The following is a 23,984-nucleotide window of genomic DNA, read 5'->3' on the forward strand; positions in this document are numbered from 1 at the left end:
TTGCTGGCTGTTTGGTTGTTTGGTTGCGAGTTAGTTTATTCCGGGTTACATGTTACACAGAACATCAAACATTAAACCTTGAACTTAAAACCTTAACCCCTTTACCTGATCCCTGCAACCTAATATCTGCAAACTGGCACCTAACATCTAAAAAATATAATCTTTCATACGGGAAGTAGCCATTTCCCTGTCGTTGAGAAAAGTAAGGAGGGCATCTAATTTGTCCTCCATTTTTTTACCCGAAAATAAGCTGCGGTAAAAAGGAATATCAAAGCGGTATTTTTTGAAATCCGTAAACTGCCATGTGTTAAGATAGATCAGCACAAATTCTTCATTCTGCAGAGTCTCCAGTACCATATTCTGATAATACTTCATCGGCAGGATCTGGAACACGAAATCATTATAGGGCAGCTGACTGTAAGGAGAGATACTTTCCGGGACAATACTCAGTCCGTCCTCTTCTATAATTTCCGTATCTCTTTTGAGTCTTTTGAATGGGAAAAGAATATTGGCATTATCAATATTAGAAACGTAATTGAATTCCATCAGCTTCAAAATATCCTGCGGAACTTTCACATCTTTCTGGCGGATTCCCCTGATCTGTTTTTCCAGAAGATCCTGAATATTCTTTTTGGCATTTTCAATTTCTTCAGGATTTGAACCTTTATTATAAAAAGCAATTTCATGCCCTTTGGATGAAATTGCTTTTATTAAATTCTGAAGTTTTTCAGTAAGAGAAATTTCTACAAAAAAACTTGATTTGATATCATGAATATCTAAAATTCTAAGAATTGCTTTGGTATTATTTTCTATGATTTTCAATCGCTCTTCATCGGAAATCCGGAAGCCTTTTTTTACTTCAGCTTCAATACAAGTGATGTTAAACGTCAATAATACCATTTAAATTAAATTTTATATAAAAGTTTTAATATATTAAAAATCAGATGTTAAAAACATTATTATTTAAAGTATTACTTTACCTTATTAATTCTTACCCAATTTTACTTTCAGATTCCTGATCATATCTTTTGTCATTTCAGAAATTCCGAAATCATATGTAAGGCCCCAGTCTTTTTTCGCTACCGAATCATCAATAGAAGCCGGCCATGAATCTGCAATTGCCTGTCTGAAATCCGGGTTATAATCAATCGTAAAATCCGGAATTTCTTTCCTGATTTCTTCCGCCAGTTCTTTTGGGGTAAATGACATTCCACCCAGATTGTAAGAAGAACGAACTGTTACACTTTCTTTTGGAGCTTCCATCAGTTTCAAGGTTGCATTGATGGCATCATCCATATACAGCATCGGCATTCCTGTATTTTCGGAAATAAAGCTTGTATATTTTCCGTCTTCAATTGCTTTGTAGAAAATCTCAACAGCGTAGTCAGTGGTTCCTCCTCCTGCGGGAGTCTTCCATGAGATCAATCCGGGATACCTGATACTTCTTACATCCACTCCATGTTTGTCGAAATAGTATTCACACCACTTCTCCCCTGCCATTTTTGAAATCCCGTAAACAGTGGTAGGATTCAACACTACATCCTGTCCCACGTCATGCTTTGGAATTCCTTTTCCAAATACAGCGATAGAACTTGGCCAGAAGATCTTTTTAAGAAGCCCTTCTTTCGCCATTTCACAAAAATGAAGCAGTGGCTCAAGATTCAGTTTCCACGCAAAAATAGGCTGCTTTTCCGAAGTCCCGGATAAAAGCGAAGCAAGGTGATACACTGTAGTGATATCGTAATCTTTAATCACCTGCCTTACCAATTGCGTATTGGTAACATCCATTCTTTCATAGTGTCCGGCAGAAGTAATTCCTTCCTGCCATCTGTCCAGTCCTGAAGCAACAACATTTTCTGCTCCGTGGATTTCAACAAGTCTGTTCGTAAGTTCGGTACCAATTTGTCCCAGGGCACCTGTAATCAGTATTCTTTCCGTATAGGATTCCATTTTCAGATTTTTTTAGAATTGTACAAAAGTAAAAAAAACATGTCAACCATAATAAAAAAGGTGTATTTAAAAAATACACCTGATGTCGCTGAAAAAACCTTTATGAATTCCAGCCAAAAAACAAAGCTAATCCATGCACTACCTGTCAGAGTTTCTTACAGTGTTTCAGTTTTCATATTTAATTTTTTTCGTCTCAAGGACCGCAGTACCCGTTACATCTATAGGATTAGAAGGATCAGTAATATCGGTGACTTTAATCAACTTTCTCATATTTGCCATTGTACTTACTATTATTTTGCTATCGCCCATATAAAGCAGGTCATAGGCGTTGATATTGTTTTGCGATTGTCCCGAATTCTCTATACCGGTATATAAATAGCGGTTTTTGTATCCATTGGCTAGTCCTGACTTTGAGGCAAATACCCGCAAAGGAACATTGATAAGCGGCTCCCAGGTACTTTGATTGAGAGAAATAAAAGGAGGAACATGAAAATCGCTTTTATCTTTAAATAACTTTTGAAATACCTTCAGATAGGCCCCTCCATTGATATCGATCTGTTTCCGATAGCCAAGCAGCTGAACAAGGATTTTTTTTCCTTTGGCCACCTTAACCGTTACAGCCGTTTTGTACCAATTTAATTTCCTTGTGGAAGTTGTAAGTGTTTCTGAGTTAGTACTGCTGTATTCAAATTTATATGCTGTATTCGTTTTTATCGTGACCACTTTAAGCACATTGACACTTACTTCATACGATAAGGTAACACCGCCAACAAATTGATTCTCGGTACTATTGGTCATTACTACTGTCTCTTCTTCCTGTTCACTAAATTCACTCATCAGACTTACTTCATCTGATTCAGTAAGATTTTGCAGCACGTCAGATTTGATTTCGACTAAATCTCCTTCAACGTTAGTATAAGTTGACACGTTCTCTCCACCTATATATTGCCCCTGAATGTTCGATTTCAACCCCGGATGCCAGCTTTTGTAAGGTTCTCTGGAAGCCGCAGACTTACTGATATCCGACTCAGGCGGCTCATCATAATAGTACATAAAATCCCACGGTTTATCAGGATCTCCGGTATTATACACCCCATACGTCAACGGCAGATCCCACCATATTCCCAGATTATAGTAATAGCCGTCATGATAGGTTTTATTCAGGAATTCACTTTTAAAATCCCCTCCCCTCAAATTGTCCTGCAAATAGTAACCGAAAGCAGCATGTGAATTACTTAACTGTCCGGCACCATACCCATCTACAACCAACATAGGGTCAACAGGTCTTAAGTCCACATTCTTAAAATAACCATTATACATATAACATTGATTGAAATTATTAGGACCAATGAAATTCCAACTAAAATCATGTTCAGGAACACTCCACCATTCTTTTCCATGTCTGTTGATACTCGTTGTCTGGGTTTGGTTTTTATACAATAAATCCATCCGATGCTTATTATCGTTAGGAAATATAGAATTTGGCCTATGAGTCGATACTGTACCTGCAGCCAAAATAAAATTATTAAAACCGGGAACTTGAGTTTTTTGGGTTAGCTTACGTAAACTTTGATGGTTAATACCCCAGCTATAAAGCACAGCAGGAGGCAGTTCAAAAATCTTTCCGTCAGAGGCTTTTCTGGAAACTTGTTCAGGAGCGTTTTGAGAGAGGATTGCGGGGGCATTTTCAAAATCTAAGGCTATTGCATTTTTTACCAGGAGATCATACTCAGGGGTTCCCTGCTTAATAATTTTTTTTCCGTTAAAAGTTTCTCCCGCAGGTTTGTCGGGTTCATGAGAAGCTTTAAGCACTTCCCGTTCAACTTCACAGGCTGTTAAAGATAAAACAGCCATCAGAAGGACTATAATTTTACTGTTTTTTTGCATTTCTATAGTATTTATGAGGTTAGTTTTTCGTACAAAGAACACCTTAAGTCCCAGACATCAGTATCTTACCGGTAGTATAGATTTCTATAAGAGATGGCTGATTTCTTTTGCCCTTTGAGAGTTTTCCCGGCCATTTCAAATTAATTAACTGATTAAAAGACCGGCAAAAGCCAGTCTTTTAATCAGCGATCAGTACCTTCATCCTGCATTAATTATATCGAGCATTTATGTTAGCCTTACTAGTCACATCCCGAGGACGGGTAGGGTCAGTAACATCGGTGACCGTAACCTTCTTTCTCATATTTCCTGTTGTAATTATTTTTATTTTGCTATCGCCCATATAAAGCAGGTCATAGGCGTTGATATTGTTTTGTGGTTCTATCGAATAGTCTATTCCGGTATATAAATAGCGGTTTTTGTATCCATTGGCTAGTCCTGACTTTGAGGCAAATACCCGCAAAGGGACATTGATAAGCGGTTCCCAGGTACTTTGATTGAGAGAGATAAAAGGAGGAACATGAAAATTGTTTTTATCTTTAAATAATTTTTGAAATACCTTCAGATAGCCTCCCGCATTGATATCGATCTGTTTTCTGTAGCTAAACAGCTGAATAAGATATTTTTTCCCCCGCGGTACATTAATCGCCACACTCGTTTTGTACCATTTTAATTTTCTGTTGGAAGTTGATTCTGTTGTTGTGTTTGTACGCTGATATTCAAAATTATATGCTGTATTAGCTTTAATATTGAACAAACCAGCCAGACCGGCACTTACTTCATAGGTTAAGGTAACACCGCCAATAAATTTATTCTCGGTATTACTGCCTGTTGTTATCGTCTCTTCTTCCTGTTCATTAAACTCGCTCGTCAAGGTTGCGTCTCCCGGTACATTAACATTTTCCAGCATATCAGATTTGATCTCGATTAAATCCCCTTCAACATTAGTATAAGTCGACACGTTCTCTCCATCCATATATTGTCCCTGAATTTTCGATTTCAGTCCCGGATGCCAGCTTTTATAAGGTTCTTTAGAAGCTGTCTGTTTAACAAATTCCTTAAAATCATAAGAAGGAACGTCATTATAATCCATAAAATCCCACCCAAGTTCAGCATTTGCATTCTCATATGTCCCATACATCAGCGCTATATCTTTCCATACTCCAAAATTATAAAAATACCCATCCTTAAAGGTCTTGGTAAGGAATTCATTTTTAAAGTCCCCTCCCTGCATACCGTCCTGCAGATAGTAACCATAAGCCGCGTTCGACCAAATAAATTCCCCTTTTCGGGTATCATATGCATGTGTAAGAAAAGTAGCCGAATTAGGAATTTTAATCAACACCCCCTTGAGAGTATTTTTATAAACATAACGCTCAGTACCAGAGCCATCAAATTGGGGAAAACTCCACCAGTTTTCTCCATATTTAACAACCTCCTGCCTTTCACTGAGGTATGTTCTATATTCCCCCTCATACATCTGGTACTCTCTAGGAATTAAAATAGCAGGCATACGATACTTTGCTGTGAATTGAGCATTACCAAAGTTCTCAAAGCCGGGACATCCGTCAAATACCGTTAATTTTTGTAAGTTTGCTGTGTTAATTCCCCATCCATAAAGCACATCAGTCGGCAGTTCAAAAATTTTTCCTGTAGAGGCATTACGGAAAGCTTTTTCGGGTAACTTTTTCAGGGGGCTTCCGGGAGAATCGTCCTGAAAATCCAAATCTACTCCATTTTTTACCACAAGATCATACTCAGGGGTTCCCTGCTTAATAATTTTTTTTCCGTTAAAAGTTTCTCCCGCAGGTTTGTTGGGTTCATGAGAAGCTTTAAGCACTTCCCGTTCAACTTCACAGGCTGTTAAAGATAAAACAGCCATCAGAAGGACTATAATTTTACTGTTTTTTTGCATTTCTATAGTATTTATAAGGTTAGTTTTTCGTACAAAGGACACCTTAAGTCCCAGACATCAGTATCTTACCGGTAGTATAGATTTCTATAAGAGATGGCTGATTTCTTTTGCCCTTTGAGAGTTTTCCCAGCCGTTAAGTCCCGGCGTACTTTATTGGATCTTAATATTTTCCGGTCCGTATAACAGCGAGCCGGCGATTACAATCTATTTAGCAGACAGAGGTGAGACCTTCATGAGTTACAGGCTCATATTTAATCTGAGAAACAGAAATCTTCCATTCATTCCAAACTGGGAAACGTTTCTGGAGTAGACAAACTGATCCTGATTGGTAAGATCAATACTCCTGATTGCATTTCCTGCAGCATCTACAGAGGGAATCTTTAAAGATTGGGGTCCGATGTTTCTGTCCGGATAGATATCAAACAAATTATTGGCACCTAACGTCAGCCGAAAGCTTTTAGTAAACCGGTATCCGATGGAAAGATCTGTAATGAGTTTACCTCCCCACACAGGATGTTCAACAGGAACCTCCTGCCCGTTGATGAAAGTACTGTTGACGATACCATCTCCATTTACATCTGTTGTATTGGGGTCAGTAACTTTTCCAAAATATACATTCCTCAAAAGAATACTAAATTTGTTAAACTCCAAAGCATTATTCAATGAAGCTTTAAAACGTGGCACAGCTTCCTCAAGGTAAACGCGGCTGGTTTCGGAATAATACTTATTGACCTGTCCTGCATTAACCAAAATATCAGAACCATGAATATTTCCTACCCTGTTGGTTTTGGAAAGTGTTGCTGCGAGATCAGAATTCAGCGATACTTTGTCAGAGGCTTTCCACCTGTGGGAGACTACCGCTTCTACCCCTTTGGTTTGGGTATCGATGGCATTCGCAAAGAATGTTGCAGCATTAGCATTAGCTTTATCAAACCCCTTTTGAAGTTCATATTGAGGACTTCCTTCCGGAAATGTACCAACAGGTCTGGAAAACTGATCTGTTAATACTACTCTATTTTTTATTTTGATATAATATCCGTCTACGGTAAAAGTTAAATTCACTTGTGGAATCTTAGCAGTAATACCTACAGAAAAACTTCCGGACTTTTCTTGTTTTAGTTGCGGAATACCTAAAATCTGCGCCACATCAGAATCATTGGAAAAGGTGCCTACCTCATACGCTGTACCGCCAACGAATTGGGTAGCTGTTGCATTAAAATAAATCTGTTGCAGAGAAGGGGCTCTGAAGCCTGTTGAATGGGCAGCTCTGATATTAATATGGTCTGTAAGTCTAAAACGCGATGCTACTTTATAGTTGAAAGTAGAACCAAAGTCCGAATAGTTCTCGAACCTCAAAGCTGTATTGATCAGAAGTCGGGTCGTAACATCCAGTTCTGTGTCCAGATAAGCAGCTACGGAACTCCTCCCTTTTCCCAATGCATTTTCAGGTCTGAATCCCGGAAATACCTGTGCTCCTCCCGGCCTGGTTGCCCCCATAAAATCCGTGGGTTTTAGTAAAGCATCTGTTCCGGGAGTCTGTATATTCCCATGAATATCATAAAGTGCCCATGAATCTTGTTCTCCATTATTTATCTTATATCGTTCCAGCCTCATCTCCGCACCAAAGGCAATATTAAAACCTTTCATCCATTCAAATCTGATATCAAAATCTGCATTAACAGTATTTTGCAGAAATCCTAAACCTCCGGCCCTGAACTCTCTTTTATCTGAACGTAACATGGAAGTATTAGCTGTATTCTTTATCGTATAATCAAACGTATTCTGACCAAAAGTATTGCTGATATCATAACCGATCTTTCCTACTTTCCCTTTAAAACCGGCTGCCAATGAGAGATCAATCACATCAGAATCAATTTCCGGAAGAAAGCCGTTGGGGTAAAGGGAAGTAGGCGTACGGCTTTGGTTGGGTCTCCTATAAAATCCACCCGCATTTCCCTTCCTGTATGAAACTCCTCCAAATGCATATCCACGAACAGACGAAGAAATATCAAATTCTGAATTCACAAAAAGCTGTCCCGATTCCAGTTTAGACTGCCCGACCCGCATATTAAAATCTCTTCTCTCCAGCCTCCTATAGGCCAGCTCATTCTCTGTAACATCAGTCCTTAAAATTGATTGCAGCGCAGGGATTGTATTAGCCTTTTGTATCTCTGTTACCATGGCCGGACTGAAATAATTCACTTGGGAAGCATATTGATGAATATAATTGATAATCTGCTGAGTATTGGGTGTATTTCCAATATTTCCAAATAAAGAGTTGATATCCACCCTGTTTTCACGGGCTCTCTGTTCAATGGCATTGTAAGCGTTAAAGATATTTCCTGTTGCTGTTCCTGCTCTTCGCGTCATGTCCCGGTTCAGAATGCTTGCTGTCATATTAACAAATCCTTTCTGTCCGAGCTTTACTCCGTAGTTGAGGTCCAGCTGGTATTTTTCTCCATCCCAGCCATCCTGGTGATCGTTGGATCCTTTTGAATTGAAACCTCCTCCGGTAATGGCTGCCGTGAAATTATTCGTATTTTTTTTCATGATAACGTTAATAACACCAGCGATGGCATCAGAGCCATATTGTGCGGATGCGCCGTCTCTCAATAGCTCGAGTCTTTCAATGGAAAAAGCAGGAATCGCATTCAGATCAGTCCCTACGGAACCTCTTCCGGGTGAGCCGTTAATATTGACAAGGGATGAAGTATGCCTCCTTTTCCCATTCAGAAGTACAAGAACCTGATCAGGGCCCAATCCTCTCAGCTGAGCAGGATCAATATGATCCGTTCCATCAGCAACGGTGGTAGAATTGGAGGTAAATGAGGGGGCTGCATAATTCAGAATCTGGTTAAGATCCATTTGAGGGCTAAGAAGTGCTTGAGATCCGATATTGATTACATCCACAGGAACCGGTGTATCAACAGCTACCCTGCTTTTATTTCTCGATCCAACAGTAATTTTAACTTCATCTACAGTTTTAACCTGTATTGAATCTCCTGTCTGCGCATATCCATGGGCAGAAACTAAAAAGAAAACCCCCAGAGAGGTAATTTTATAATTTTTTTTCATCATTTGTTTTTTTCAAATGTAAACAAAATCATGATATAAATCATATTTATTATTCAATAAAAGACCGCATTTCATAAAACAAATTCAATACAATTTATTTTATACTAAATAATAACCAATTTATCACACATTTTAACATTAAAACAACAAATACTTTAAATAATTTTCACAACCATCTGAACAATAAGTTTTGTATAAAAAATTCAATAATTTTGTTTCAAGAAAAAACAATCATATGAAGAAGATTTTAATTGCTTCGATGCTTTTGGCAGCTCAGCTCAGCTGGGCTCAATTTACTGACATCAATATCATCAAGGAAGTACAGGTAAAAAATAAAGGTGTGGTAGTCTCTGCGCACCCGCTGGCCAGTGAAGCGGGAGCCAAAATCTTAAAGATGGGCGGAAATGCTTACGACGCTGTTACAGCCACACAGTACGCCCTTGCCGTTGTGTATCCGCAGGCCGGAAATATTGGCGGCGGCGGGTTTCTGGTAGGGGTAAAAAACAATGGGGAAAAATTCACATTGGACTACAGGGAAACTGCTCCTAAAAAAGCTTCACGGGATATGTATATCGACAAAAAAGGAAAGGCAGATACGGATCTTTCTCAAAACGGAAGACTGGCAGTAGGCGTTCCTGGAAGTGTGGCAGGATTTTTTGCTACCTTGAAGTATTGCAAGCTGCCGATGGAAAAGATCATCCAGCCTGCCATTGATCTCGCAGAAAAAGGGTTTGCCATCACAGACAAAGAGGCAGAAATGCTGAACAGCCAAAGAGAAAAATTCCAGAAGCATAATAAATCTTCTATCATTTTTGTAAAAGATACTCCCTGGAAAGCCGGAGATCTGTTAATTCAGAAAGACCTGGCCGAGACTTTAAAACGAATCCAGAAATCAGGAGCCAAAGGTTTTTATGAAGGGAAAACAGCTGAACTCCTGGTTGCTGAAATGAAAAGAGGAAACGGAATCATCACTCTGGAAGATCTTAAAAACTATAAAGTTGCAGAAAGAAAAGCTCTTGAATTTGATTATAAAGGAAATGATGTTGTCACCATGCCTCTACCATCAAGCGGAGGAGTGTTGCTTGCACAGATGCTGAGGATGGCAAGTTTTGAAAACCTGGAAAAATATCAGCAGAACTCAACAAAAGCAGTTCAGATTATGGCTGAAGCAGAAAGAAGAGCTTTCGCAGACAGAGCAGAATATATGGGTGACCCTGATTTTATTCAGGACAAAACTTCTTACCTGATTTCTGACGAATACCTGAAAGGCAGATGGAAAAGTTTCAGTTTTGATAAAGCTACCCCAAGTGCAGAAGTTGGCAAAATCATAGAACAGCCTAAGGAATCAATGCAGACTACTCATATTTCCGTATTGGATAAGGATGGAAATGCTGCTTCAGTAACCACAACCCTTAACGGATATTACGGAAGTAAAGTTTTAGTTTCCGGAGCAGGATTCTTTTTAAATAATGAAATGGATGATTTCTCAATCAAGCCGGGTGTACCGAATATGTTCGGAGCTGTGGGTGGAGAAGCCAATTCCATTCAGCCTAATAAAAGAATGCTTTCATCTATGACCCCAACCATTATCCTGAAAGGCGGAAGGCCTTATATGGTAGTGGGAACTCCCGGAGGAACAACTATTCCAACATCAGTATACCAGTCTATTGTGAATGTTGTAGATTTTAAACTGAACGCCAATCTCTCAGTAAATGCACCAAAGTTCCACCATCAGTGGCTTCCGGAAACCATTACGGTAGAGAACAATTTCCCTGAAAGTACTATTTCTGAACTGAAGAGTAAAAATTATGTTATTGAAAAGACAAAATACATCGGAAAAACAGAAATGATCGTTCTTGATGAAAACGGAAATATCCATGCAGTGGCAGACGGCCGTGGGGATGATTCCGTAGCCGTGGAATAAACATTTCACAATTATCAAAAAGTAAAGTTCCGGCTTCATTCTTCGAATGAAGCCGGAACTTTTTACTCCTTATAAAACCAGTCTTACAGATTCTTTTCAATGACTTTTGTCATGTTTTTAGATAAATTTTCTTAATTTTCGCCCTTAAAAAAACAAAACGACTGTTCTTTGAAAGCAAAAAAAATATACAATCAGCTTTATTTTCAAGTCATTATCGCAATTATTGCAGGTATTCTTCTTGGAAAGTTTTATCCTGAACTGGGAGAAAAAATGAAACCTTTGGGAGATGGATTTATCAAATTAGTGAAAATGATTATCGCTCCGGTTATCTTCATTACACTTACGCTGGGAATTGCCCACATGACCGATTTAAAAAAAGTAGGAAGAATTGCAATAAAGGCAATGATTTACTTTTTCACTTTTTCAACCCTCGCTCTTATTATCGGGTTAATAGTAGGAAACATTCTACAACCGGGACATGGTTTAAATATTAATCCTTCTACCCTTTCAGGAGATGTTTCACAATATCAGGCAAAAGCACATGAATCTACTCTTACGGGCTTCATTATGAATATTATCCCGGAGACTTTATTCAGTCCTTTGGTAGGAGATAATATCCTTCAGGTTCTGCTGGTGGCTATTTTAATGGGAGTTGCTTTGGTTTTAACAAAAGAAAAAAGCCGGAAAGTAACTGACTTTTTACAGGATCTCTCAACTCCTGTTTTTAAAATCGTACATATGCTTATGAAGCTTGCGCCAATCGGAGCTTTCGGAGCAATGGCCTTTACCATCGGAAAATATGGACTTCATTCTGTACTGAATCTGCTCTTCCTTGTCGGTACATTCTATATTACGTCTGTTCTTTTTGTAGTTATCGTACTGGGAGCTGTGGCCTGGTATAACGGTTTTAACATTTTCAAATTCCTTTTTTACCTTAAAGAAGAGCTTCTTCTTGTTCTGGGAACCAGTTCTTCGGAATCTGCCTTACCGGGAATCATGGAAAAACTTGAAAAAGCCGGCTGTTCAAGAGCTATTGTAGGTCTGGTAGTTCCTACAGGATATTCTTTCAATCTTGACGGAACCAATATTTATATGACACTTGCCTCTCTTTTTATTGCACAGGCATTAAACATTCATCTACCTGTTGAAAAGCAGCTTATGCTCCTTCTGGTAGCGATGTTAAGTTCAAAAGGTGCAGCAGGTGTTACAGGCGCTGGGTTTGTTACTCTCGCAGCAACATTGGCTGTGGTTCCTGAAATTCCAATTGCGGGAATGACCTTAATTCTCGGAATTGACAAGTTTATGAGTGAATGCAGAGCTTTAACAAACGTTATTGGAAATTCTGTAGCTACCGTTGTCGTTGCCAACTGGGAAAAGCAGCTTGACAGGAACCGGCTTCAATACTGCCTGAATCATCCTGCTGAAGTAGAGAAAAAGCTGGAAGTGTAGATCGGTGGCAGATCTTAGATTGCAGCTATAAGGAAGTATTCTATGAAGTTTCAGTGGAAGTTTATTAAGGTCAATAGTGAATTTGCCTGGCAAGTGAATGGTGAATTTTATCAGTAACTAACAACCAGCAACTGATAACTTTAAACTATCTTTTTGTAGCTTTAAACTCAAAACCTTGAACCTTAAACCAAAATATTCAAACTTGAAGGCTGTACTTTAACGTGAATGGGTGATTTGATCTTATTGAATTCACCATCAAGGTGCCAGTTTTTGGTATTGACTTTAAATGATATTTCAGAGACGGGAAGATAAGTGACATATTCATCATCTTTAAGTCTTTTGGTAAACATTCTGAAAGCAAAAAGAGCAGAATACGTCAACGGGAACTTTTTCACTAGAACCATATCAACCAAACCATCACTTTTGCTGGCTTTGGGAGCAATGTATGCATTGTTGCCAAACTGACGGGTATTGGCAATGTTCATCATCAGGTATCTTCCATTGTACTGCTGATATGCTTCATCGAAAAATTTTACTTTGATCGGCTTATAATTGAAGAAAGTTTTCAGGGAAACTTTGATATAGTTTTTGAATCCCCGGCTTGTTTTCTCAAACTCCTTTACTACTTTACCGTCAAAACCTGTTCCTGAAACATTGATGGAAAGCCTGTCGTTCACAGTAAATGTATCAATCTTCCTGGAGTTTTTTGCTTTTATTTTTTCCAAAAGTTCATCCAGATTTTTGCTGAATTGTGTTTCATTGGAAAACCCGTTTCCAGAGCCGGCCGGAAAAATTGCAAGAATTTTTTCAGTATTAATAAGGTTTTTGGCTACTGTAGAAATGGTACCGTCCCCTCCTATTGCCACAAAAATATCCACTTCCCCAAAATGAGCCTGAATAAACCTGTCTGTTCCTGGAATAGATTCTGACACGTAATACAACGGGTCTTTAACCTTCGTTTTAAGTTCGTTCAAAAACGGCTGATAGTTTTTTTTGGCCGAAAAAGGATTGATAATAAAAGCTACTTTGTCCATCACCACAAAATTAAAAAATGCTTCCAGAACTGGAAGCATTAATTTACTTAATTTTCATTCTTTCTTTGAATTCTGCATTTAAGGTGCCTTTCAGATCTTCCCATGAAACAGGAATTGTAATGTCTCCGGCAGCAAAAGCTGCAATTTCATAAGGACTGTAGTGGAAATACAGGTTTTTATCATCAAAATAGAAATTATCGGAAGCCGGAATTTTATCTACCAATAACATTTCTGAATTCTTAACTTCCCCATCGCCATCCATCGTTCCGCTGTTAATTTTATCGATATTTTTCATCAGGATGGCTTCAATTTTATTTTTAGGCATTGACGTAATATCTTTCAACTCCAGTTTTCTGTTGTTTTTAAGATCAAAAACCCTTTCTGAAAATCCGTAATTATCATGGGCACCTCCTTCATAGCCGCTTCCTACATACTGAATATGCATATACCCATTTTTATTGGAAATCAGGTTCATGTGGGAGCTAGAATACCAATTCTGGGCATACGTCACATCTGAAAGCCAGTCTTTATTATCATTTTTTACAGAATTGAAATAATCATTCTTTTCTTTATCAAGATAAGCCTGAAGCCCGGCTTTGGAAAAGTCTTTGATTTTTTCATTCTGGAAATAGATGCTGTCCAGCAATTTTTTATCTTTTAAAGTAGGGAAAACCAACAATTTTGAAGTGAAGCTCACTTTTAAGGAATCTGTAATTTTTGTAGAATCATTTACTTTTACAGAATCTACTACAAATTCTTCAGCTGCTTTGTTTTCTGTTTTTTCTGCCTGCCCTGTTGTTTCACTTTTTTTACAGGCAGCCACGGCCAGGAAAGAAGACAATGCTATAACAGCAATCGTGTTTTTCATAATTTATTTTTTGGTATCAAATACAAAAACCATTCAAAAGATGAATGGTTTCTGAAAATTTTTTATTTTTTGTGTAAATCGTGCTAAAAAATTACTTTTTAACAAGGCTGATCACCTGGTTTTCAAATTTCGAAGCTACTCCCCAGATTTGTTTAAATGCGGGATAATATTCTTTCGGATAGTCTGAACTGTTAACCTTTGTAGTAGTGGTGACCTCCAGTTTATTTCCTTTTTGTTGTACAGAATAGGTGTATGCTATCTCTTTGTCTTCCGTTACAATCTTTTTTTCTTTAGGCATTTCTTCAATCACATATCCGTCCGGGATTTCAAGAGTAACCTTTTTCACTTTGGTTATCGGCGATCCGAAATCGATAGGATATTTTCGGACCTCAGTCTGATCAAATTCATTGGAATTCTTATTTAAAAACAGCATCGGATTAATGATCATTTTCTTTCCTACCCTATCGATAAGGTTTGTTGAAGAAAACTTCATACTGCTTTCAAATTCGCCGTTGTCCAATACTTTTGAATCGATATCCGTAAAATCTATTGAGAAGTTTTCTTTATACTGTTTTTTATATTTTTCAGGATTATCATCATAGCTGTCTTTAACATACATTGCATATGCACCCGTATCTTTATCTGAATAGGTTCCGGAAATACTTCCGTCATCATTAATTCTGGCATTCACGGTAAGGTAAGTATTGCTTGATTTCAGATTAGCCATCTGAATCTGCAGCGCTTTATCCTTGGTTACCAGGATTCCATACTGGTTCCAGTTTTTAAGAGGAATTTCATCCAATGAAGACTGTTTGGAGGTAGCATCATAAATATGTAACTGATCATCCAGCTTGATAGCTGCCAGCACAAAATTCATATTGGATACGTTAGGAGACACCAGATTGATAAGGCCGTTTTCTACGGTAGAAATAACCAGTGGATCAGCCTTAAGACCTGCTTCACGAAGCATCATAACAAGAAAAAGATTAATTTCTGCATCATTCCCTGTTTTCGTTTCCAAAAGCTTCTTAATCCCGTCTTCAGTATAAATTCCTTTATCTTTATTCCAGGTAAAAGTTTTCTGTACGTATGAAAAAATAGCATTTGCCTTTTCAAGATCAGTCTTCATTTCCGAAACTCCTGCAGGCATATTTTCTTTGGCAAGCTTTGTTCTTTTCAGTTCTCCTCCAAAGTCTTCACTTTCATAAAGTCTCTTGGCAATCTGGTCCCATGAAGATGAATACAGCTTAAGCTCACCGAAATTAGTGGAGTTCAGCTCCGCACTTATTTTGGTTCTGAAATTCCTGTCATTTCTTACAAATTTCTCAGTTTTAAAACCGGTTAAATTTTCATAAGCAAATCTAAAGGTCTTATATTGAGTGCCATACAACTGCCTCTCCTCCATTTCCCTGTACTTAGGCGTAATACCTCCGGTATAGTTTACATTATAAGACATATTGATCGGTGCATCAAAAACATATTCTGTATTCAGTGAAGGGGTATCAGACTCTATCAGTACTTCCGGAATCATAAACCGGAACGGGGATACAATTTCATACTGATATTCTATGACAGATCCGTTTTTTACGCCTGGAAAAGCAAATTTTGTCAGCGTAACATATTTATTCTCTTTACTTTTATATTGAGAACTCTTTTCCACCTTTACAGGAACAGCAGCTCCATTCTCAAGGTTATAGGTAAATGCCTTGAACTTCCCCAACGATTCCCTGTTGGTCCCGACATTATAAATAGGAATTTCAAGATTCAGCCAGTCTTCAGCTTTATCTTTATCATATATCTTAACTCTGTAAAAATATCTTTTGTGAAGATTACCCGTATTGGCATCTACCATAAAATAAGCAGATTTGTACAAAATTTCGGCAGGAGCATTTTCATCTAATAAAGATTTTGCTTTAGACAGATCTGCCTCGTTAAACTTAGGTGGATTCAGAAATTCATATTTCTTCTGAGCATTCAGCAATATTGCATTGGCAGAGCAAAGAAGCAATACTATTATTTTTTTCATGGTTATATTTTTGTTATTAAAATTTTTGAATTGTCCATATTCAGAATTTTCTTTCTGAAACTGATATAGTCGTTGTACTTTTCTTTAGGATATAATCCTTTATTAATCTGCATTTTCCTGGTCACCATTATCTGCCCGTCACTTTTAACAAAACTCAGCTTATAGGATCCGAATTCAGAAGTGATATTTGAGTTGTCAGGAACTTCATCTACTTTATAGCCCAAAGGGACTACAAAAGCAATTTCATATTCGTCCTCATAAGACATCCCTACTTCAAAAGGAAGCTCACGGTTTTCATCCGTTTTAAAGACAGCATCAGTAAAAATAGGTACAGATCTGAACAGGAGGCTGTTTCCAGCTTTTTTAGAGAAATTATTGGTCTTAAAATCCAGATCATAGGTAATAATGGCATTGTCTCTGTCGTTATTAAAATTTTTCATTTCAACTTTTTCAAAGTTTAAAATATCAAACCTCCTTTTTATCGCATCATTTTTTTCCTTAGGATCAAGATTGGCAAAACTTAAATTGTAATCATATTGATTTCCGGTATAGGAAAAGCTGCCGCTTCCCGTAAGACTGTTATCCTCATTAAGGTTGACTCTCAGTTTCTGCTTTTCCTTGTTCTGTTCCGCTTTATAAACGGGTGTATTAATCAGTTCTATTCCTTTCGGAGTTACAGCAAGCACATTTCTGTCGGTGGTACTGTAACTTAAATGGTTGAAAGCAATTTGCTGAGAGGTATTTTCAAGCCATATATTTCCTTTTTCTGTCGGAACCATAAGAATAATATGATTTCCCCCCATAGACGGAAATTCCGGATCAAAGGAAACCTGTGAACGCCCGGAATTGATGATACAATAATTAGAAGGAATTCCCGCTTCATTCAAAAGAATCTTCATATAGTTGGTAAGTCCCTTGCAGTCACCATATCCTTTTTTCTGAACTTCATCCGGCAGCATGGGCTGCCAGCCTCCTATCCCTAATGAAACAGCTATATACCGGGTTTTATTCTGCATATACTGATAAATTTTCTTTACTTTATCTTCTACAGATCCCTGTAATTGTAAAGAAGCAACCTCGGCTTTAATAGCAGGAGTAGACGCAGAAACGGGCACCAAAAGATCATTGTAAATCCAGGTTCCGAAATCTGTCCAGTTATTCAAAGTTCCCTGCTTCCCTGCGAGGCTGAATTTTGCAAGAGCAAAGTTGACCGCAGGTAAGATTTTAACAGGCTGCGGGATCATAAAAGCATCGTCTATTGCAGGTACATTTTTATAGGTATATGTTTTATCATTTCCACTACCGCTTTCTATCACGGAAGTATAGTTGTATTTTGATGGGTAAATTTTAGATCTGAGTTCTATTCCCGAATTGTTAATGATTTTAAACTGTGCTTCTTCCAGAGCTATTTTGGTAGCGTTAAAAGGCACAAAATCCGGAATGAAAACGGTGTCTTCATCTTCCACTTCATAGGAAAAATCAATAGTATAGGGATATTGAACCGGCGTATACGAATAAACCAATATCCTGTTATCAGAATAAAAAACTCCCTGAGGATTGTTAGCTACATCTTTAAAATCAGATTTTGAAACACTTTTAATTTTTTTTCCTGATTCATCATAGATTGTAACCTTTATATTCGAAATACTTTTTGACTTATCATAAGGAATGTAAGCTACTGCCTCATCGTCACCATCTTTATTTAAAACTGTAGTTACCGTATTATGCTGATACTTTATTTCATCAACTTTATTGATCTGAACAGTTGTAAAATCCTTCCGTATAACGACGTTAGCGTTTTTCTTCAGATTCTCCGGAATTGCAGAAGCAGGATAGCTTTGTGCAAAATATAATGAGGCGGTAGATAAAGCCCCAAGGACTAATATTTTCATCATAGTTATTAAGATGATGCAAAAATAAGAAAATCTTAATAACTGTTAAAAAAAATATAAAAGACTTCAACCAGTGAAGCCCTTAACCTAATACTTAAAAAAAGTACTGTTTTGAAATGTACCTATAAGGCTATGAACACATTATCAACTTTTCATTAGTAATTTCTGAAAAGTTAAAGCAGAATATTTGTATTCATTCTATATTGAAAGAAGAATATGTATTCTGCTACATGAAGGGATAAGCTTCATATTGTCTGCGTTTCAAATTTAGAATAATTTAGAATTCATATAATTCAAAAGGTGTAGAATTAATTTGAAACAGGAGTACAATTAATTCTACAAATGATGGTAGCAATAAAAAAGACCTCATTGCTGAAGTCTTTAATTTTCTCTTTCTTATATTATTTAATCATTTGGAATACGCTTGCTATCGAACTGATCACTTCCAAGGCCCAATACCGGAATAAAAATAAATCCGAAAAGGAGAATCAGAATCGTGTAAAGTGGTGTTTCTTTTCCAAATCCTTTGGCAAGCCTGTCATATACCACCCAGCATGCAAAAATATTAACCAATGGAATAAAGAAAAGGATGAACCACCAGATTGGTTTTTTCACGATTTCCAGCAATACAATTGTATTATAAATAGGAATAAAAGCTGCCCATGCATCCTGTCTTCCTGCTTTCTGAAAGATCTTGTACATGCAATATCCATAGAATATATAGCACAATAATCCGAAGAACATAGCTCCCATCCCTATGCCTGCAGCGGCTGCGCCAGACACGGCATCTGTCCCGTTATAAGGGTCTGTTTGTAAAAGAGTTAACATATTATTTGTTTTTTGATTTGTCCAAATATAAAAAAAGCTTCCAAATAATCGGAAGCTTTTTTATTATATTTTTAAAAACGTTTATGCATCAATTTTGGCATATTTCGCATTTTTCTCAATAAATTCTCTTCTTGGCGGAACCTCGTCTCCCATCAACATGGAGAAAATACTGTCTGCTTCCACCGCATTATCAATGGTTACCTGCTTCAGAATTCTGTGTTCCGGGTTAAGGGTTGTTTCCCAGAGCTGCTCCGGGTTCATTTCTCCAAGACCTTTGTAACGCTGTACTTCTACCCCTTTTCCGTCCGGAGACATTTCCAAAGTAAACTCTTCACGTTCTTTTTCGTTGTAAGCGTATACTTTTTTGTTTCCTTTCTTTAACAGGTATAAAGGCGGTTGAGCAATATAGATATAACCGTTCTCAATAAGTTCTTTCATATATCTGAAGAAGAAAGTAAGAATCAGTGTAGAAATGTGAGATCCGTCAATATCGGCATCGGTCATGATAACGATCTTGTGGTATCTCAGTTTTGATAAGTTCAATGCTTTGCTGTCTTCCTCAGTTCCTACAGAAACTCCAAGAGCTGTATAGATATTTCTGATCTCTTCGTTATCATACACTTTATGAAGCATTGATTTTTCTACATTCAGGATTTTACCTCTTAACGGTAGAATTGCCTGGAAGTGTCTGTCTCTTCCCTGCTTGGCAGTACCCCCTGCGGAATCTCCCTCTACAAGGAAGATCTCAGATTCTGCCGGATCTTTTGATGAACAGTCAGACAGTTTTCCCGGAAGACCAGAACCTCCCATCGGAGATTTTCTCTGAACCATTTCACGGGCTTTCTTAGCAGCCTGCCTTGCTTTTGCTGCCAAAACCACTTTCTGAACAATCTGTTTCGCTTCATTTGGGTTTTCTTCAAGGAAATTGGTAAGCATTTCCCCTACAATTTTATCTACAGCACCGGAAACTTCAGAGTTTCCTAATTTTGTTTTAGTCTGTCCTTCAAACTGAGGCTCCATTACTTTTACGGAAACTACAGCTGTTAACCCTTCACGGAAGTCATCTCCTGTAACTTCTACTTTTTCCTTCTGTGGAATCCCTAAATCATCAGCATATTTCTTAAGGGTTCTCGTCAAAGCACGTCTGAAACCTGCCAGGTGAGTTCCCCCTTCATGGGTATTGATGTTGTTAACATAAGAGTGAAGATTCTCATTGAACGAAGTGTTATAACGCATTGCTACTTCTACCGGGATATCATCTCTTTCTCCTTCCATGAAAATCACATGCTCCATGATAGATTCACGGTTACCGTCAATGTAAGCAACGAACTCTTTCAATCCGCCTTCAGAATGAAAAACTTCTGAACGGAAAGATCCGTCTTCCAATTTTTCTCTTTCATCGGTAAGCGTAATGGTAATCCCTTTATTAAGGTAAGAAAGCTCTCTTAAACGGCTTGCTAATGTATCGTAATTGTAAACTAATTCTGTAAATATAGTATCATCCGGCTGGAAAAACTGCTTGGTTCCTCTTCTTTCGCTGTGACCGATCTCTTCAACACCGGTCTGCGCTTTTCCTCTGGAATAAATCTGCTGGTAAACGTTTCCGTCTCTGTAAACAGTAGTGATCATCTCATTGGAAAGTGCATTCACACACGAAACCCCTACCCCGTGAAGACCTCCTGAAACCTTATAAGAGTCTTTATCAAACTTACCTCCGGCTCCGATTTTAGTCATTACAACTTCAAGGGCTGATTTCTGCTCTTTTTCGTGGAAATCAACCGGGATACCTCTACCGTTATCACTTACTTCAATTCCGTTTCCTTCCTTGATGCTAACGAAGATCGTATCGCAGTATCCTGCCAAAGCTTCGTCAATAGAGTTATCTACTACTTCATAAACCAAGTGGTGAAGTCCTCTGACTCCTACATCACCAATGTACATTGAAGGACGCATACGAACGTGTTCCATTCCTTCCAATGCCTGAATACTACTAGCTGTATATTGTTTTTGACTCATATTAAATATTAAAAATCCTGCTCTATGCAAAGACTTACAAATATCGTGATTTTTTTCGAGGTATGAAAGTTAAAAAGTGTCAAAAAAATGGAGTGTTTTCTTAGCCCAGACATAAGGGATAAGAAGTCAATAAAAGAATCAAAATTAAAATGTATTGGTGAAATATCAACTGTTGTAAATCATATTCATCATCAATAATTTATGCGTAAATTTATTTACTGAAAAGTTGATATTATGGATGATTTTATAGCAGCACGTGCTCAGATGGCACTTTCCCTGGGCTTTCATATCATATTCTCCTGTGTGGGTATGGTGATGCCTTTTCTGATGGCTTTTGCCCATTGGAAATATCTTAAAACCAACAATGAAGTATATAAAGGATTAACAAAAGCATGGAGCAAAGGGGTGGCTATCCTTTTTGCCACCGGAGCTGTTTCCGGAACAATGCTTTCCTTTGAACTGGGACTTTTGTGGCCCGGTTTTATGAAACATGCCGGTCCTATTTTCGGAATGCCTTTTTCTCTGGAAGGAACAGCCTTTTTTATTGAAGCAATTGCCATTGGGTTCTTTCTCTATGGCTGGGAAAGGTTTAATAAATGGTTTCACTGGTTCTGCGGATTTCTTGTGGGGCTAAGCGGACTTGCCTCCGGAATTCTGGTGGTGGCAGCCAACTCATGGATGAATTCACCGACCGGTTTTGATTATATTAACGGGCAGTACCTTAATATAGATCCTATAAAAGCAATGTTCAATGATGCATGGTTTCCTCAGGCTCTTCATATGACAGTGGCAGCATTTTGTGCGACAGGATTTGCAGTTGCAGGAGTTCACGCCTTTATGATCATGCGAAAAAGGAATATTGAATTTCATACCAAAGCTTTTAGAATTGCGGTGGGCTTTGCCCTTATCGGAGCTTTTGGCGCTCCTTTAAGCGGTGATGTCGCGGCTAAATCCGTTGCGGAAAGACAGCCCATCAAACTGGCGGCTATGGAGGCGCATTTTGAAACTGAAAAAGGAGCTTCATTCGTGATTGGAGGAATTCCAGATGAGAAAAATGAAGAAGTGAAATATGCAGTGAAAATTCCAAAGGTTTTGAGCTTCCTGGTAAGCAACGATTTCAATTCCGAAGTAAAAGGTCTTAAAGATTTTCCGAGAGATGAGTGGCCTCCGGTTGCAGTTGTTCATTATGCTTTTCAAATCATGATTTTCTTTGGTGTGGTCATGATTGTTATCGGAGCTGTCTATTTATATGCTTTTTTCTTCAGAAAAGAATGGCTGAACAAAAACTGGCTGTTAAAAACCTTCCTCATCGCAACACCTTTTGGATATATTGCACTGGAAGCAGGATGGACCGTAACTGAAGTGGGAAGACAGCCATGGATTATCTACGGCATTATGAGAACTGTAGATGCCGTAACCCCGATGCCGGGAATACAATATTCATTCTATTTCTTCACCGCAATTTTTGTATCCTTATCACTGATCCTTATTTTCCTTTTAAAAAGACAGATTCAGATGGTACCGAAACTTTACGACCCTACCGATTCTCAGTTTAACGATAAAAACAAAAAATCATGATTTACATTGTAATAGGTTTTCTCTGGCTTTCCATCTGTCTTTATATTATTCTGGGAGGTGCTGATTTCGGGGCAGGAATTGTGGAACTCTTCACGAATAAAAAAGCCCGTCATAAAACTCAGGAAATCATGTATGAATCCATAGCTCCTGTATGGGAAGCCAACCATATGTGGCTGATCATTGCCATTGTAATTCTTTTTGTAGGATTTCCGGAAATTTATACCACGATGTCTACCTACCTTCATATTCCTTTGGTTCTGATGCTTTTGGGAATTATTGCGAGAGGAACGGCGTTTACATTCAGACATTATGATGCTGTAAAGGATAACTGGCAGGTTTTATACACCCAGATTTTCTACTACGCGAGCCTGTTAACACCTTTCTTTTTAGGATTAATTGCTGCTGCAACAGTTTCACATTCCATCAACCCTGATGCAGCAGGTTTTCTGGATTTGTATGTTTTCAGCTGGCTGAACTGGTTTGGGGTTTCTGTGGGCTTATTTACGGTAGCGCTTTGTGCTTATCTTGCTTCTATCTTTTCATTAAGAGAAACGCGTGATAAGGCCGATCTTTTATTAATGATAAGAAAATCCAAGCAGACGATGATCTTTGTTGTGGTTACAGGAATATTGGTATTTGTTACGGCTTATATTTCAGACATTCCACTTTTGATGTGGGTATTTTCGAAGCCTTTGGGGATTATGGCAATTGCTTTTGCAACAATTGCGCTATTACTCGTCCTACGAGCAATGAACCGTCAAAAACTGCTTCCGGTACGTGCATTGGCTGGATTTCAGATGGTGATGATTTTAGTTGCGGCAACCTATCAGCATAATCCGGATATTATTTTATTGGGAAACGGACAGCATCTTTCACTACTGGAGCATATGGCCCCTGAAAAAACGATTGCCGCATTGGGATGGGCCCTGATGCTGGGATCATTGTTTATTCTTCCGTTTTTATTTTACCTGATGGCTTCTTTCAGTAAACTGAGAAAATAAGTAAGGTATGCAGGGATACAGGAACAAAGAGGAATTTATTGAAGAGCTCAAGAAAAGATACCAGCTCTATAACCAGGAATTTAACGATATAAAGGAAGATGAAAAGAATCTTCTGCAGCCGGGTGTAGACAAAACGCCATCGCAAAATATCTCCTATCAATTGGGCTGGACACACCTGCTCTTACAATGGGAATCTGATGAAAGTAACGGAATTGAAGTAAAAACTCCTGCTCCTGATTATAAATGGAATAACCTGGGAGGATTATATCAATCTTTCTATGATCAATATGGCTCTTACAGTTTACAAGAGCAAAGAGAACTGCTGCAAAATAAAGTTAATGAAATCATTACATGGATAGAAAATCTTGACGATGAAACATTATTCACTCCCGGACGGAGAAAATGGGCAGCTACTCCTGCTCAGTGGCCGGTCTGGAAATGGATTCATATCAATACCTTAGCTCCGTTTAAAAGCTTCAGAACACAAATCCGGAAATGGAAAAAAGAAAAAGGTACAGCATAACACTGTACCTTTTTTATTTAT

Annotated in this window: 16 protein-coding genes; 5 read left to right on the forward strand and 11 right to left on the reverse strand. The window is 38.1% G+C overall.

Annotated elements, in window-relative coordinates:
* Positions 1-147: 147 nt before the first annotated feature.
* From ACR1PO_RS12520 to ACR1PO_RS12540, 5 genes are all read right to left on the reverse strand, one after another.
* A complete protein-coding gene (locus tag ACR1PO_RS12520; RefSeq protein ID WP_433986960.1) occupies positions 148-900 on the reverse strand; it encodes a polysaccharide deacetylase family protein in 753 nt (250 codons plus the stop codon).
* Between the two features lie 84 nt (positions 901-984).
* Entirely contained in the window at positions 985-1,950 is a 966-nt protein-coding gene (locus ACR1PO_RS12525) for an NAD-dependent epimerase/dehydratase family protein (RefSeq protein ID WP_332388496.1), read from the reverse strand.
* Positions 1,951-2,115: 165 nt separating this feature from the next.
* A complete protein-coding gene (locus ACR1PO_RS12530; RefSeq protein ID WP_433986961.1) occupies positions 2,116-3,837 on the reverse strand; it encodes a hypothetical protein in 1,722 nt (573 codons plus the stop codon).
* Between the two features lie 208 nt (positions 3,838-4,045).
* The gene (locus ACR1PO_RS12535) at positions 4,046-5,749 is read right to left on the reverse strand and encodes a hypothetical protein (protein WP_433986962.1); all 1,704 of its coding nucleotides are present in this window, start codon (positions 5,747-5,749) and stop codon (positions 4,046-4,048) included.
* Between the two features lie 237 nt (positions 5,750-5,986).
* Positions 5,987-8,824, reverse strand: a complete 2,838-nt coding sequence (locus tag ACR1PO_RS12540) for a TonB-dependent receptor plug domain-containing protein (RefSeq protein ID WP_433987173.1) — start codon at positions 8,822-8,824, stop codon at positions 5,987-5,989.
* 235 nt (positions 8,825-9,059) lie between these two features.
* On the opposite strand from ACR1PO_RS12540, the gene ggt reads away from it, so the two are divergent.
* Positions 9,060-10,748, forward strand: a complete 1,689-nt coding sequence (gene ggt / locus ACR1PO_RS12545; RefSeq protein ID WP_433986963.1) for a gamma-glutamyltransferase — start codon at positions 9,060-9,062, stop codon at positions 10,746-10,748.
* 168 nt (positions 10,749-10,916) lie between these two features.
* Positions 10,917-12,197, forward strand: coding sequence for a dicarboxylate/amino acid:cation symporter (locus ACR1PO_RS12550; RefSeq protein WP_433986964.1), 1,281 nt, complete (start codon positions 10,917-10,919; stop codon positions 12,195-12,197).
* Positions 12,198-12,379: 182 nt separating this feature from the next.
* Here ACR1PO_RS12550 and ACR1PO_RS12555 read toward each other — a convergent pair whose 3' ends face one another.
* From ACR1PO_RS12555 to gyrB, 6 genes are all read right to left on the reverse strand, one after another.
* On the reverse strand, positions 12,380-13,231 hold the full coding sequence (locus tag ACR1PO_RS12555) for a diacylglycerol/lipid kinase family protein (protein WP_433987174.1): 852 nt from the start codon (positions 13,229-13,231) through the stop codon (positions 12,380-12,382).
* A 43-nt stretch (positions 13,232-13,274) separates the two neighbouring features.
* On the reverse strand, positions 13,275-14,099 hold the full coding sequence (locus ACR1PO_RS12560; RefSeq protein WP_332388502.1) for an RsiV family protein: 825 nt from the start codon (positions 14,097-14,099) through the stop codon (positions 13,275-13,277).
* A gap of 91 nt (positions 14,100-14,190) precedes the next feature.
* Entirely contained in the window at positions 14,191-16,125 is a 1,935-nt protein-coding gene (locus ACR1PO_RS12565) for a transglutaminase-like domain-containing protein (RefSeq protein WP_332388503.1), read from the reverse strand.
* Between the two features lie 2 nt (positions 16,126-16,127).
* Complete coding sequence (locus ACR1PO_RS12570) at positions 16,128-18,020, reverse strand: DUF3858 domain-containing protein (RefSeq protein WP_433986965.1); 1,893 nt, start codon at positions 18,018-18,020, stop codon at positions 16,128-16,130.
* Between the two features lie 402 nt (positions 18,021-18,422).
* Positions 18,423-18,845: a DUF5684 domain-containing protein gene (locus tag ACR1PO_RS12575; RefSeq protein WP_332388506.1), complete on the reverse strand. Its 423-nt coding sequence runs from the start codon at positions 18,843-18,845 to the stop codon at positions 18,423-18,425.
* A gap of 81 nt (positions 18,846-18,926) precedes the next feature.
* Entirely contained in the window at positions 18,927-20,861 is a 1,935-nt protein-coding gene (gene gyrB, locus ACR1PO_RS12580; protein ID WP_002980541.1) for a DNA topoisomerase (ATP-hydrolyzing) subunit B, read from the reverse strand.
* A gap of 234 nt (positions 20,862-21,095) precedes the next feature.
* On the opposite strand from gyrB, the gene ACR1PO_RS12585 reads away from it, so the two are divergent.
* Genes ACR1PO_RS12585 through ACR1PO_RS12595 form a run of 3 tightly spaced genes read left to right on the forward strand, consistent with a single transcriptional unit; the run spans position 21,096 to position 23,963 of the window.
* Positions 21,096-22,439 carry a cytochrome ubiquinol oxidase subunit I gene (locus tag ACR1PO_RS12585; RefSeq protein ID WP_332388507.1) on the forward strand — a complete coding sequence of 448 codons (1,344 nt, stop codon included), beginning with the start codon at positions 21,096-21,098 and terminating at the stop codon, positions 22,437-22,439.
* Entirely contained in the window at positions 22,436-23,440 is a 1,005-nt protein-coding gene (locus ACR1PO_RS12590; protein ID WP_332388508.1) for a cytochrome d ubiquinol oxidase subunit II, read from the forward strand. Before ACR1PO_RS12585 ends, ACR1PO_RS12590 begins: the two co-directional genes overlap by 4 nt.
* Positions 23,441-23,447: 7 nt before the next feature.
* Positions 23,448-23,963 (forward strand): ClbS/DfsB family four-helix bundle protein, encoded by a 516-nt coding sequence (locus ACR1PO_RS12595; protein WP_433986966.1) that lies wholly within the window; start codon positions 23,448-23,450, stop codon positions 23,961-23,963.
* The last annotated feature ends 21 nt before the right edge of the window (positions 23,964-23,984 follow it).

Origin of the sequence: Chryseobacterium amylolyticum (assembly GCF_051011775.1) — a bacterium.
Lineage (GTDB): Bacteria > Bacteroidota > Bacteroidia > Flavobacteriales > Weeksellaceae > Chryseobacterium.

Bases quoted from the DNA above. Each gene is read 5' to 3' on its own strand.
- ACR1PO_RS12560 (WP_332388502.1), bottom strand. From the start codon at position 14,099: ATGAAAAACACGATTGCTGTTATAGCATTGTCTTCTTTCCTGGCCGTG.
- ACR1PO_RS12555 (WP_433987174.1), bottom strand. From the start codon at position 13,231: ATGGACAAAGTAGCTTTTATTATCAATCCTTTTTCGGCCAAAAAAAAC.
- ACR1PO_RS12595 (WP_433986966.1), top strand. From the start codon at position 23,448: ATGCAGGGATACAGGAACAAAGAGGAATTTATTGAAGAGCTCAAGAAA.
- ACR1PO_RS12540 (WP_433987173.1), bottom strand. From the start codon at position 8,824: ATGAAAAAAAATTATAAAATTACCTCTCTGGGGGTTTTCTTTTTAGTT.
- ACR1PO_RS12570 (WP_433986965.1), bottom strand. From the start codon at position 18,020: ATGATGAAAATATTAGTCCTTGGGGCTTTATCTACCGCCTCATTATAT.
- ACR1PO_RS12530 (WP_433986961.1), bottom strand. From the start codon at position 3,837: ATGCAAAAAAACAGTAAAATTATAGTCCTTCTGATGGCTGTTTTATCT.
- ACR1PO_RS12590 (WP_332388508.1), top strand. From the start codon at position 22,436: ATGATTTACATTGTAATAGGTTTTCTCTGGCTTTCCATCTGTCTTTAT.
- gyrB (WP_002980541.1), bottom strand. From the start codon at position 20,861: ATGAGTCAAAAACAATATACAGCTAGTAGTATTCAGGCATTGGAAGGA.
- ACR1PO_RS12525 (WP_332388496.1), bottom strand. From the start codon at position 1,950: ATGGAATCCTATACGGAAAGAATACTGATTACAGGTGCCCTGGGACAA.
- ACR1PO_RS12520 (WP_433986960.1), bottom strand. From the start codon at position 900: ATGGTATTATTGACGTTTAACATCACTTGTATTGAAGCTGAAGTAAAA.
- ACR1PO_RS12575 (WP_332388506.1), bottom strand. From the start codon at position 18,845: ATGTTAACTCTTTTACAAACAGACCCTTATAACGGGACAGATGCCGTG.
- ACR1PO_RS12535 (WP_433986962.1), bottom strand. From the start codon at position 5,749: ATGCAAAAAAACAGTAAAATTATAGTCCTTCTGATGGCTGTTTTATCT.
- ACR1PO_RS12585 (WP_332388507.1), top strand. From the start codon at position 21,096: ATGGATGATTTTATAGCAGCACGTGCTCAGATGGCACTTTCCCTGGGC.
- ggt (WP_433986963.1), top strand. From the start codon at position 9,060: ATGAAGAAGATTTTAATTGCTTCGATGCTTTTGGCAGCTCAGCTCAGC.
- ACR1PO_RS12565 (WP_332388503.1), bottom strand. From the start codon at position 16,125: ATGAAAAAAATAATAGTATTGCTTCTTTGCTCTGCCAATGCAATATTG.